This window comes from Ruminococcus sp. AM42-11 (genome assembly GCF_003480145.1).
Classification (GTDB): domain Bacteria; phylum Bacillota; class Clostridia; order Lachnospirales; family Lachnospiraceae; genus Blautia_A; species Blautia_A faecis.
Genome location: NZ_QUIO01000068.1, coordinates 1 through 11,814, shown reverse-complemented (window position 1 = coordinate 11,814; position 11,814 = coordinate 1). Strand labels below are relative to the sequence as shown.

Annotated in this window: 13 protein-coding genes and 1 pseudogene; 9 read left to right on the top strand and 5 right to left on the bottom strand. The window is 43.0% G+C overall.

Annotated elements, in window-relative coordinates; genetic code table 11:
• The first annotated feature begins 233 nt into the window (after nt 1–233).
• The 5 genes from DW904_RS21705 to DW904_RS21685 all read left to right on the top strand — a co-directional run bounded on the left by DW904_RS21705 (nt 234) and on the right by DW904_RS21685 (nt 4,924).
• On the top strand, nt 234–1,469 hold the full coding sequence (locus tag DW904_RS21705; RefSeq protein WP_118584215.1) for a galactokinase family protein: 1,236 nt from the start codon (nt 234–236) through the stop codon (nt 1,467–1,469).
• A 214-nt stretch (nt 1,470–1,683) separates the two neighbouring features.
• Nucleotides 1,684–3,105 (top strand): DNA polymerase IV, encoded by a 1,422-nt coding sequence (locus DW904_RS21700; RefSeq protein ID WP_118584214.1) that lies wholly within the window; start codon nt 1,684–1,686, stop codon nt 3,103–3,105.
• Between the two features lie 2 nt (nt 3,106–3,107).
• Nucleotides 3,108–3,377 carry a GntR family transcriptional regulator gene (locus DW904_RS21695; protein ID WP_243110540.1) on the top strand — a complete coding sequence of 90 codons (270 nt, stop codon included), beginning with the start codon at nt 3,108–3,110 and terminating at the stop codon, nt 3,375–3,377.
• Nucleotides 3,378–3,479: 102 nt separating this feature from the next.
• Entirely contained in the window at nt 3,480–4,190 is a 711-nt protein-coding gene (locus tag DW904_RS21690) for an ABC transporter ATP-binding protein (RefSeq protein ID WP_118584213.1), read from the top strand.
• Nucleotides 4,184–4,924, top strand: a complete 741-nt coding sequence (locus DW904_RS21685) for a hypothetical protein (protein ID WP_118584212.1) — start codon at nt 4,184–4,186, stop codon at nt 4,922–4,924. Before DW904_RS21690 ends, DW904_RS21685 begins: the two co-directional genes overlap by 7 nt.
• Nucleotides 4,925–5,034: 110 nt before the next feature.
• Here the strand turns inward: DW904_RS21685 and DW904_RS21680 are convergent, their stop codons facing one another.
• Complete coding sequence (locus tag DW904_RS21680; RefSeq protein WP_118584211.1) at nt 5,035–5,268, bottom strand: alpha/beta-type small acid-soluble spore protein; 234 nt, start codon at nt 5,266–5,268, stop codon at nt 5,035–5,037.
• A 246-nt stretch (nt 5,269–5,514) separates the two neighbouring features.
• Here DW904_RS21680 and wecB point away from each other — a divergent pair.
• From wecB to DW904_RS21665, 3 genes and pseudogenes are all read left to right on the top strand, one after another.
• Nucleotides 5,515–6,252: pseudogene (gene wecB, locus DW904_RS21675) on the top strand (UDP-N-acetylglucosamine 2-epimerase (non-hydrolyzing)); the annotation flags it as partial.
• Nucleotides 6,253–6,343: 91 nt separating this feature from the next.
• Nucleotides 6,344–7,387, top strand: a complete 1,044-nt coding sequence (locus DW904_RS21670; protein ID WP_147422365.1) for a hypothetical protein — start codon at nt 6,344–6,346, stop codon at nt 7,385–7,387.
• A gap of 353 nt (nt 7,388–7,740) precedes the next feature.
• Nucleotides 7,741–8,523 (top strand): ZIP family metal transporter, encoded by a 783-nt coding sequence (locus DW904_RS21665; RefSeq protein ID WP_118584209.1) that lies wholly within the window; start codon nt 7,741–7,743, stop codon nt 8,521–8,523.
• A 267-nt stretch (nt 8,524–8,790) separates the two neighbouring features.
• Here DW904_RS21665 and DW904_RS26060 read toward each other — a convergent pair whose 3' ends face one another.
• Genes DW904_RS26060 through DW904_RS21645 form a run of 4 tightly spaced genes read right to left on the bottom strand, consistent with a single transcriptional unit; the run spans nt 8,791 to nt 11,454 of the window.
• A complete protein-coding gene (locus tag DW904_RS26060) occupies nt 8,791–8,892 on the bottom strand; it encodes a hypothetical protein (RefSeq protein WP_347562224.1) in 102 nt (33 codons plus the stop codon).
• Between the two features lie 23 nt (nt 8,893–8,915).
• Nucleotides 8,916–9,215: an aspartate carbamoyltransferase regulatory subunit gene (locus DW904_RS21655; RefSeq protein WP_347562223.1), complete on the bottom strand. Its 300-nt coding sequence runs from the start codon at nt 9,213–9,215 to the stop codon at nt 8,916–8,918.
• The gene (gene pyrB / locus DW904_RS21650) at nt 9,215–10,156 is read right to left on the bottom strand and encodes an aspartate carbamoyltransferase (RefSeq protein WP_118584207.1); all 942 of its coding nucleotides are present in this window, start codon (nt 10,154–10,156) and stop codon (nt 9,215–9,217) included. The genes DW904_RS21655 and pyrB overlap by 1 nt, the downstream gene beginning before the upstream one ends.
• A complete protein-coding gene (locus DW904_RS21645; RefSeq protein WP_118584206.1) occupies nt 10,153–11,454 on the bottom strand; it encodes an adenylosuccinate synthase in 1,302 nt (433 codons plus the stop codon). Before DW904_RS21645 ends, pyrB begins: the two co-directional genes overlap by 4 nt.
• Nucleotides 11,455–11,633: 179 nt before the next feature.
• Here DW904_RS21645 and DW904_RS21640 point away from each other — a divergent pair.
• A partial coding sequence (locus tag DW904_RS21640; RefSeq protein WP_147422288.1) for a LysR family transcriptional regulator occupies nt 11,634–11,814 on the top strand: 181 nt, incomplete at its 3' end.

The window sequence follows — 11,814 nt, the reverse complement described above, 5'->3', positions numbered from 1 at the left end:
AAGTTAACATGCACAAAAAAGGAAAATCTTGCGTCGGAGCAAATTTTGACCGGAATAAAAGAATAAAATTTTTGCCCCAAAAAAGGCTAAAAACAATTGCCCTTCGACAAAAATGAAATTAACTTGATGAGAGATCCGGATAAGCACAGATGAAGCGGAAAATATGCACTGAGGCAGCTGGAGTACAGAATGTAAAATTATAACAATATTAACAAAAATAGGAGAATGAGACCATGAATTTACCAGAAAAAGCAAACCTTGAGAAAATCTATGGAGAGAACAGTGCCTGCGCAGCTCGTTTCCAGAATCTAGCAGACAACTTTGCCAGAATCTACAAACATGACCATGCAGATTTCTTTACTTCCCCTGGAAGAACAGAAATCATCGGAAACCATGTTGACCACAACGGCGGCAAGGTAATCGCAGGAAGTATCAATCTGGATACCATCGGCGCAGCTGCACCGAATGGAACCAACGTGATCCACATTACAAGTGAAGGCTACAGAGATGAGATCGTAGTTGATCTTGACAAGATCAACAGAGCCAACTATCCGAAAGGAACCTTTGCCCTGGTTGCCGGTATGATGGAAGGTGCGAAGAAGAATGGCTTTCAGACAGCTGGTTTTGATGCCTATGTAAGCACCAACGTGATCGCAGCAGCAGGAGTAAGTTCCTCTGCATCCTTTGAAATGCTGATCTGCGTAATCATCGATTACTTCTTTAACGACAGCAAGATGACTTACACAGACTATGCAAAGATTGGTCAGTACGCAGAGAACGTATACTGGGATAAAGCTTCCGGAATGATGGATCAGATGGCATGTGCAGTTGGTGGTCCGGTTCTCTTCGACTTTGCAGACAGAAATGATCTGAAATACAGCAAGCTGGACTTCTCCTATGGAAAATTTGGTCACAAACTGGTAATTGTAAACACCGGAAAAGGCCATGCAGATCTCAGCCAGGAATACTCTGAGATTCCAGGTGAGATGAAAGCAGCAGCCAAGGTACTTGGTGCAGAGCTTCTTCATGAGACTACTCTTGAAAATCTGCTTGCACATGTAAACGAGATTCAGGACGACAGAGCAATTCTCCGTTCCATTCACTTCTTTGAAGAGACTTCCCGTGTAGAACGGGCAGCAGAGGCAATTGGTAAGGCAGATTACGAGGAATTTTTGAAGCTGATGGATGAATCCGGAAGATCGTCCTGGGAACTGCTTCAGAACTGCTACTGCATGAAAGACTGCCACGAGCAGAAGATCCCGTTGGTTCTTGCTCTTACCCAGCTGTTCCTGAACAAGATCGGCGGCGGTATCTGCCGAGTACATGGCGGCGGATTTGCCGGTGTTATTGCAGCTGTTGTACCGGAAAATGAGATGGAGAATTATGTAGAATACATTTCCCAGTATGTTGGCAGAGAGAACGTTTATCCAATGGATATCCGCGCAATTGGAGCTGTTCACATTGGATAATGACAATATTCTGAGTTATCTGAACTAAAGGTGACCTTTTTCGCAGCAGCTTTTCGCTATGACAGCCAGTTTAGAACTTTTACAGTCTTTTTGTGTTACCGTATTTGCGTAATATATACATAAAGAATCTGGACATATTTCCTTCTGACGTGCTATATTGAGTCTATCACAGAATTTTCGGAAATAAAGGAAAATACGAAAGAAGGAGAATCAGATGGAAAGATTGATTTTTCATGTTGATGTGAACAGCGCTTTTCTTTCCTGGGAGGCAGCGAGCAGAGTAAAGGCAGGTGAGCCGGATCTGCGGGAAATTCCGTCTGCAGTAGGCGGTGATCCCAGGACGCGTACCGGAATCATAGTTGCGAAATCCATTCCTGCCAAGAAATACGGAGTACAGACTGGTGAGCCCGTGGCAATGGCACTTCGAAAATGCCCGAATCTGGTAGTGGTCCCTAGTGATTTTCGCCTTTACACGAAGAATTCCCAGGCATTTAAAGCAATTTGTAAATCGTATGCTCCTGCAATGGAATCCTTTTCTATTGATGAGGTATTTCTGGACATGACCGGAACTTCCCTGATCTACCCAGATCCCGTAGCCACAGCTTGTGAGATAAAGGACAAAATTTATCAGGAGCTTGGATTTACAGTAAATGTGGGAATTTCCACCAATAAGCTGCTGGCGAAAATGGCCTCGGACTTCGAGAAGCCAAATAAAGTGCACACCCTTTTCCCGGAAGAAATTCCGGCAAAAATGTGGCCTCTTCCCATTAGAGATCTGTTATTTCTGGGAAAAGCTTCGGAAAAGAAGTTGGTTGATTTCGGAATCCGCACCATTGGGGAACTGGCTCGGGAAAGTGAGTCCACTATTCAGGCACTTCTGGGAGAAAAGACCGGGCATCAGCTCTTCCAGTACGCCAGAGGCATTGACAATTCTCCGGTTTTGGAAGTGCCGGAGGAGAGTAAAGGCTTTAGCGTGGAGAAGACTTTCAATGATGATATTATATCTATGGAGCAGATTCAGCCTATTTTATTGGAACAATGCGATGTGGTAGCCACCAGAATGAGGCGGAAAGGAAAGAAGTGTACCTGTATTTCTGTCACCTTCCGCACTCTGGATTTTAAGAATCGTTCCCATCAGATGAAGCTTGGAAGTGCTACGGATGTAACCGATGAAGTCTACGCAAATGCCAGAAAACTGTTCGCAGAGTTCTGGAAGGGGCAGCCATTACGTCTAATCGGTGTGGCACTTACCGGGCTTACTGAGGACGGATTCGAACAGATGTCCCTGTTTGAGGACTGTACGAAAAAGGAACAGCGCCAGAAGCTGGATGCAGTGATGGATGCCATCCGCATGAAATTTGGAAACGACAAGATCACCAGGGCCAGCATTATGAACAGCAATGCAGGAATCGGGCGAAAAGCAAGGCGCAGATGGAAAACGAAGAAAATGAAAAAGAATTCTAAAAGAAATAGAAAAGAGAACATTGTCATTTCCTTTGCAGGGAAATGCAATGTTCTTTTTTTGCACAGGAAACACTGTTTTGTTCCTTATGTGAAAAAATGTAAAAAACCACTTGACGAAAATACAATTCCAGTGTACTATACAGCTATGACAGTGATACAGAAAGAGAGGTAACCATGGAATATAATTCATCGCTGCCAATTTATCTCCAGGCAGCAAATTCTATAAAGCAGGATATTGTAACAGGCAAGCTGTCTCCTGGTGCGAGGCTTCCATCTGTGCGGGATCTGGCGGTAGAATATACCATTAATCCCAATACAGTCAGCCGCGTATATAAAGAATTGGAGATGGAAGGCGTCTGCTTTACCAGACGCGGGATGGGAACCTTCGTGACAGAAGATCCGGAAAGAGTGCAGCAGCTGAAGGAAGAGATGGCAGGAGCCTGATCCGGGAATTTCTGGAAGGAATGGAGCAGCTTGGCTTTTCCAGAGCCCAGGCAATCGGACTTCTGGAGAAAGAACAGTCGGAATGACGAGGAGTGTATAAAAATGATCTTAGAGAGCAGAGAAGTAACGAAGAAATACGGCAGTAAGACTGCTGTGAATCAGGTATCTTTACAATTGGAGCCAGGCCTTGTATACGCCATGCTTGGCCCCAATGGAAGCGGCAAGACCACCTGGATGAAAATGGTAGCAGGACTTGTAAAGCCTACCAACGGTGAGATCCTTTATCAGGGAACTCCCATTGGAAAAGAGAGTAAAAAAGAAATTGCTTATATGTCCACGGAGCCTTATTTCTACAACTGGATGACAGTTTCAGATGTGGGAAAATATTATGAGGACTTTTTCGAAGATTTTTCCATGGAGAAATACAGACAGATGATTTCCCGAATGGAGCTTACAGAGGACATGAAAGCGAAGAAGCTGTCCTCTGGTATGATGGCCAAGCTGAAAATTGCAGTTACCATGGCAAGGGAGGCTAGGCTGTACTTGCTTGACGAACCGTTGAACGGCATTGACCTTCTTGCAAGAGACCAGATCATGAAGAGCATTCTGGAAGCCATAGATCCAGATGTGACACTGGTAGTTTCCAGTCATCTCGTAGACGAACTGGAACGTGTAGCAGATGCAGCCATTTTTATGAAAGATGGTATTTTGGCAAATCAGTGCATGGTAGAGGAGCTTCGGATCAATCAACACAAATCCGTAGTGGATCTATACCGTGAAATCTATGGACATGGAGGAGAAGAAGTATGTTAAAGTTGATGAAATATGAGCTTCGGAAAACCGCATTTTCCAAACTGGTTCTGTTGGTGATCACAGCAGTTGCAGAAATTGCATTTTTAATAGGTGTATTTTGGAAAAAGGATAATATTCTGGCAATGGGAATTATTTTCCTGGTCATGTGTACAATATTTGGTGTTATCTACATTGGTATAGAGAGTGTAAATGTTCTCCATCGTGACCTGAATACCAAACAGAGTTATATGTTATTTCTCACACCAAAGAGCAGCTATCAGATTCTGGGAGCCAAGATCCTGGAAAATGGAATTTCCATTATCATGGCAGGCGCATTTTTTGCAGCGCTGGCAGCCATTGATGTGACAGTTGCAACTCTTTACATTGGCGGTCTGAAAGAGATGATCAATCTGGTGAGTTCCTTTATGGAAGTAAACTGGTCCGTGACTTTTACTCCGGCAGAAGCAGCTTTCTATTTCTTTGGTCTTCTGGCAAGCTGGATCGTCTTCATTGTGAATGCTGACCTGTCCGTGATCTTATCCGCCAGTGTCCTTGCAGGCAAAAAAGGCAGCGGCATCGCCGGCTTCCTTATCTTCCTGGTAATATCTTCTGTTATTGGAAAGCTGCTGGATCTCATTCCGGTTCTGAAAAGTATGGAACTTACTTTTGTCCTGTATATTGCAGCATCATTTGCCATTGCGGCAGTGCTGTATGTAATCAGCGGCTGGATCATGGAGAAGAAGCTAAGCGTATAATAAAAAACACAGGATCAGAAAAGATCTATTTCAAAACAGGGCATTACCTGCTTCTCGTTGAGGAGTAAGTAATACCCTGTATTTTTTTACTTAATCAGGCGTTTTTTGAATTAGTACTGACCACTCTGGCCGCTCTGTCCTGCAGACATGGATCTTTCCTGCGCCTCGATCATCTTTTTAACCATATAACCACCTACACTACCATTCTGTTTGGAAGTAAGGTTTCCGTTGTATCCGTCTGTAAGCGGCACACCCAGCTCATTTGCAACCTCAAATTTGAAACGATTTAATGCGCCCTTTGCTTCTGGTACAGCTGCTTTGTTAGAAGAAGTATTGTTTGACATAATCATTTTCCTCCTTGGTTAATTGTTGTTTTGTTTGATGTTACATTGCTAGTATGTACTCTGAAAATGAAAATACACTGGGAATAAATGGGGTGATCAAAAAAAAGACAACAAAAAAATATGCCGGATAGCAAAATGTTTTACTTGACGCTACATTCTCAGTGTAGAAATTCTTATATTGGGAGCATATCTTATTACAAGAACAAAAAATTGCATACACAAAAATAGAGATAGGAAGCGGGACTTCGTACTTATAATATGAAATCTCCCTATCCGGAAGAATTTAACAGGCAGGCCATTGGACTTACTGCCAGCTTGCATTTTGCACCGACCCAGAAAGCAGCGGATGCACTGCTGAAAGAGGGTAAGGATCCAGAGCAGATTTTTGTCACAGGAAATACAGGAATTGATGCTTTGTACTATACGGTGCGAAATGATTTTTATCACCCGGAAACAGAATGGGCAAAAGGCAGCAGACTGATTGCTGTGACAGCACACAGAAGGGAAAATCTGGGAGAACCCATGCGTGATATGTTCCGGGCTATACGCAGGATCGTGGAGGAATTTACAGATGTGAAGGTTATTTATCCTGTACATTTGAATCCGCAGGTCAGAAAAATCGCAGATGAGGAATTCGGTGGATGTGATAGAATACACCTGATCGGACCACTGGATGTGGTAGAATTCCATAACCTGATGAAAGCCAGTTATCTGATCATGACAGACAGTGGCGGAATCCAGGAAGAAGCTCCTGCACTGGGAAAACCGGTACTGGTCATGCGAGATACAACAGAACGTCCGGAAGGTGTGGAAGCAGGGACCTTAAAGCTTGCAGGCACGAAGATGGAGGATATTTACAGAGAATGCAGAAAGCTTCTTACAGAGCCAGAGATTTACAGAAGGATGAGTGAGGCCAGAAATCCTTATGGTGATGGGACTGCAAGTATCAAAATCAGAAAAATCCTGGAGGATATAGATGCATGAGCATAAACACAATCAATGCAGAAGAAAAGTAAAACATCGAAAGAACGTGATGAAACTTATTATATTTTGCATAACTGTGGGGATTTCACTTATGTTCATTTATTATCAGAACCTGAGAAAAGAAATAAATGCCCGGCAGAAATGGCTGGAAACAGTCCTGACCGGAGAAAAAAAGTGGATTCTTGAGAATCAGGGCCCTGAGGGTGAATTTTACATGAATGGAAGTAAAGCCGGAGATGTTAATCCATACTTTGCATGTATGGCTGCACTGGGGCTTCTGGCAGAAACAAAGAACTGCCCCATTACTGAAACAGAGGAAAAAGCTGTTGGCAGGTATCTGGACTGGCATACCGGGATTTTGCTTGAAACAGATGGAAAAATGGGAATCTACAGGAAAGAGAGTGGGAAACTTATTTATAAAGAAAAGGCTGATTCGGAAGACGGGTATCTTGGTATGTATCTTTTTCTTATGGGAAAATATCTGGAAAAGACAGAAAGTACAGACCTGCCGGAAAACTGGAAAAAGGGAATCAGCCTTGCATTAAAAAAGATTCAAAGCCTGATGCAGGATGGAATTACACAGGTCTCAGAAGAAAATACAACAGCTTATCTGATGGATAATCTGGAAGTATGGAAAGGCCTGTACGAATTGGAACATGCAGGACTAAAAGATATGCAGGCAGTCAGTGAAATGCGTAAAAAGCTACAGGCGCAGATTGAAAAATTATTCTGGGATGATGCGAATCAAAGATGGAGAATTATTGAAAACAGTGATCTGTATCACCAGAAAGACTTTTATCCGGATGGAGTTGCTCAGATTTATCCGCTGATCTATGAATTTCCAGTAAAAGAGAAGAAAAAGCAAAAGATATTATATGAGCAGTTTACGGAAAGGTTTCAGTGGCAGAAGCTGAATAAAAAAAGAAATGGCTTTTTGTGGGCAATGACAGGAATGGCTGCTGCGCAGATGGGGGATATCAATAACCTTTTGGAAATGATAAGAAATTATGAAGCAGAATACTGTGAGAACCGAAAATATCCGCTATACACAGGCGAAGCAGGATGGATTTGTATGGAATGTGAGAAATTGTATAGTTTATATGAAAGAAAAATAAAAACAGGATTTTTGGTTTGACCGGGCTTCCGGCTTTTTGTAAATTGCTGCAGAATATTAAATATGTACTCTTTAGACAATGACTTCAATTGTCCAGAAAAAAATCAAAGCATTGTTGAAAAAATTCTATTGTTACATGATTACGTAAATGATATACTTAAGTACAAGAAAACCGTGTGAAATTACAGCTTGCTTTTTGCACGGTTTCCTTTAAATTAGATAGTTAGTTTAGCCTAATATGATAAAAATATGACAAACTATAGAATAATAGATATTAGGGAATATAATCAACAAGCTATAGAATAAATACTATATCGCTGAAGATAATTACTTTTGCCAATAAATTTTTTCGAGCATATATGAAAGGAAATTTTATGCTAATAAATATTTTTGAAGGTATACTGATTCCATTTGTTGGAACAACGCTAGGTGCAGCATGCGTGTTTTTTATGAGAAAAACACTTAGCAAGTCAGTGCAACGTGCACTTGCAGGGGTTGCAGCAGGTATAATGGTTGCTGCTTCAATCTGGAGTCTTCTGATTCCGGCAATTAAACAATCTGAGAATATGGGAACTTTATCATTTGTTCCGGCAGTTGTTGGGTTCTGGATTGGTATATTGTTTTTACTCGCACTTGATCATTTGATTCCGCATCTTCATGTTGGAAGCGACCAGGCAGAGGGACCGAAAAGCAAACTTGGCCGTACTACGATGATGGTGTTGGCAGTTACATTGCATAACATCCCTGAAGGTATGGCTGTTGGTGTAATGTATGCAGGATTTCTTGCTGAAAATGCACAGATTACAGCAACAAGTGCACTTGCTTTATCACTTGGAATTGCTATCCAGAATTTTCCAGAAGGAGCGATTATATCCATGCCGCTTAGGGCAGAGGGGGAAAGTAAAAGAAAGGCATTTCTGGGAGGTGTACTTTCAGGAGTGGTTGAACCGATTGGAGCAGTACTGACGATTCTTGCTGCACAGCTGGTAATCCCGGCATTACCATATTTACTGAGCTTTGCAGCAGGAGCCATGTTGTATGTCGTGGTTGAAGAACTAATCCCGGAAATGTCTCAGGGACAGCACTCGAATATTGGTACGCTTTTCTTTGCACTTGGATTTAGTTTGATGATGATCCTGGATGTGGCACTGGGGTAAGAGGAATGTTTCTTATGAGAATATTGATTTATGGTGCGGGTGTGATTGGATCCTTGTATGCGACTTTATTTGCAGATGACGGTTATGAATGGCTATGAGGCAACGAAAGCAATCCGCAGAAGTTCCCATGAACTGGAAAAGACGATCCCTATTATTGCCATGACTGCTAATGCATTTAAATATTTTTTTAAATACCCTTTAGGAATAGAAATAAACCTAAAGGGTATTTTCCTCTTAAGCGACATACAAGGGAGGGTTTGGTAGTTTCTATCTTAAGAGGGAAGCTTCCTGGTTGCAGTAAATACATCTATATTTTCCACTGGAGGACAATTTGAAGATGTGCTCGCAGTTTGCTTCCGTACTGGTAATGCAGCGGGGATTTTTGCATTTGATTACATTTTTAAAGTTCTTGGCGGAACAGGATGATATTTTTTTACCACCTTTCCATCACGAATTACGATCAAAGTGACTCCATCGTTCAAATAACCAAGGACTTCAAGACGCTCAGGCTCTGTAAGCCCCTCTATTTTCATCAGATCTTTACAGCCGTATTTTTCACTTCTTACGGACTGCAGTAGGGCAATGGACTGCTTCTGGGAGTCCAGTTCCAATAGCTTGTAAATATCCATTCCTTTTCCAGCCGGGATATGGTCGATCACAATTCCATTTTGGATAGATTCAATCTTTAACATTACAGCACCGTCCTTCCTGTCAGCGGATCCGGGATTTCAAGCAGCGCCATAATAAGTGCCATACGGATATATTTTCCGTTTTGTACCTGGTCAAAATAAGCGGCTCTTGGATCCTGATCCACATCTGAGACAATCTCATCCACCCTTGGAAGAGGATGGAGAACCGGCATATCCGGCTGTGCCAGATTCAGCTTCTCGCGGTTTAAAATATAGGTATCCTTTAACCGGACATAATCTTCTTCGTTAAAGAAACGCTCTTTCTGAACCCTTGTCATATAGAGTATGTCCAGTTTGGGAAGTGTTTCCTCCAGGCTGGTAACCTCTTTGTAAAAAGAATGGTTAGGCTTTAAGGTCTCTTCAATTACGTAATCCGGGATTTTAAGCTCTTCCGGGGAGATGAAGTAAAACTCATTTTCTGGATGACGTACCAGACTGTTTACAAGGGAGTGTACGGTTCTTCCAAATTTCAAGTCACCGCAAAAACCAACTGTCAGGTGATCCAGATGACCTTTTCTCTGGCGGATGGTCATAAGGTCGATTAATGTCTGGGTAGGATGATTATGTCCGCCATCCCCGGCATTGATTACCGGCACTGTGGCATACATGGAAGCGCGAAGGGGAGCGCCTTCCTTGGGATGCCGCATTGCAATGATATCTGCATAGCAGCTTACCACCCGGGCAGTATCGGCTACCGTTTCTCCTTTTGTGGCACTGGACTGTTCAGCACCTGCAAAGCCAAGGGATTTTCCGCCAAGGCTTAACATGGCAGATTCAAAGGAAAGACGGGTTCTGGTACTTGGTTCGTAAAAAAGAGTGGCAATCTTTTTCCCATCTGCCACATGGCTGTACACTTCTGGACTTTCTGCAATGCGGTCAGCCAGATCCAGAACTTTTGTAGTTTCTTCAAGGGTAAAATCAAGTGGATCGATCAAATGTCTCATAACCAGGCTCCTTTTGTTAAAAACTGATCCCGTCTGGCTCCGACGGAAATAAACTGGATTTCATGGTTCAGAAGCTGCTCCAGGATACGAATGTAAGCTTTTGCATTCTCCGGAAGCTCTTCATAGGTCCGGCAGCCCGAAATATCGCATTTCCATCCTGGAAGCATTTCTACTACAGAGGTATAACTATCCAGTTCATCCATAGGATCAAAATCGGTTACTATAACACCGTCACGTTTATAGCCTGTGATCACAGGAATCTCTTTCATGGAACTTAAGACATCCATTTTTGTCAACGCGATCTTATCTGCATTCTGGCATTTTAACCCATAGCGGCTGGCTACGGCATCAAAGGGACCTATCCTTCTGGGACGACCGGTGGCAGCACCATATTCACCGCCAGCTTTCCGCAACGCTTCTTCCCAGTCATCGGACATGGCATGTTCTGCCACAAAAGGACCTGCGCCAACACAGGTGGAATACGCTTTTAAAACGCCAATTACGTGATCCAGGGATTTTCCAGGGATTCCGGCGCCAATGGGACCATAGGCAGAAATGGTAGAGGAACTTGAGGTATAGGGGAAAATACCGTAATCAATGTCCCTCATGGCTCCAAGCTGGGCTTCCAGTACCACCTTTTTGCCCTCTGACACTGCCTGTTCCAGATATTCCCCGGTGTCTGCAATATAGGGACCAAACAGTTCAGCCTGTTCCTCACACCAGGTAAGGAGTGCAGGGTAGGACATTGGCTCCTGATGATAACAGCCTGCAAGCTCCAGGTTCTTTGCCTCCAGCATGGTTTTTAATCTGGCTTTTACGGAATCCTCTTTTAAATGAAGGAGATCTCCCAGGCGAAGTGTTTTTTTACGGTACTTGTCACTGTATGCATAGGCGATTCCACGGCGGGTAGAACCAAAGGCACTTCCTGTCTTTGCAAGTCTGTTTTCTTCTAACTCATCCTGCACCTTATGCCATGGCATGGAGACTGTAGCACGTTTTGAAAGTTTCAGATGATCCGGTGTTACCCGGATTCCTTTTTTCTCTATTTCATGGATTTCCTGGGAAAGATGTTCCAGGTCAACCACCATTCCGTCCCCGAGGACGCACACCACACCTGGATGTAAAATACCAGAGGGGAGAAGATTTAAAACGAATTTGCCCTGGGTGGTTACCACTGTGTGACCTGCATTGTTTCCGCCCTGGTAGCGGACAACCACATCTGCCTGCTCTGCAAGAAGATCGATCACACGTCCTTTTCCTTCATCGCCCCAGTTAATACCGGTTACTGCTGTAAGCATTTGTTCCTCCTTTGAAAACTGGTCGGGCTGCTGTTTTCCTATTACAATAAACCGCTTTTTGCCCTACAACAGCGTTCTTTTTTATTCGAGTACATAATACGCTTGACGTAGTAATAAGTAAAAGATATAATTGATATGGCTGAAATAAATATATGACATGTCAAAAAAGAAAAAATATTATGGACGTTAATTTCGAGTATTATAAGATCTTTTATTATGTGGCAAAATACCACAACTTTACCAAGGCGGCCCAGGCGTTAAACAACAGCCAGCCTAATATTACCCGGGCCATGAATTGTCTGGAACAACAGCTGAATACCACTTTATTTATCCGTACCAACCGCGGCGTACAGCTCACTC